The sequence below is a fragment of the Pseudoalteromonas sp. bablab_jr011 genome (assembly GCF_016464045.1).
GTDB classification, from domain to species: Bacteria; Pseudomonadota; Gammaproteobacteria; order Enterobacterales; family Alteromonadaceae; genus Pseudoalteromonas; species Pseudoalteromonas lipolytica.
In genome coordinates, this window is sequence record NZ_JACDWU010000210.1 from 1 (window position 1) to 236 (window position 236).

Here is a 236-nt window from a genome sequence, read left to right on the forward strand (position 1 = left end):
ACCCCCGTTAACGATCTAATCAAGTTGATAAATCCGAAACTCAGGGGTTGGTCGAATTACTATCGCCATTGCGTTGCCAAACAAGTATTCGGATATGTGAGCCACAAACTATTTCTAGCGTTATGGCATTGGGCTAAAAGGCGTCATCCAACAAAATCAAAAACTTGGATCGCCATGAAGTACTTTATCAACCGTCGAGGCCAATGGCAATTTCACGGTTGGCAGAAGAGCATGAA

General features: G+C 43.6%; 1 protein-coding gene. It reads left to right on the forward strand.

Annotated elements, in window-relative coordinates:
- Positions 1-236, forward strand: a 236-nt coding sequence (locus JIG41_RS12755) for a group II intron maturase-specific domain-containing protein (RefSeq protein WP_283246066.1), incomplete at both ends; no start/stop codon positions are given.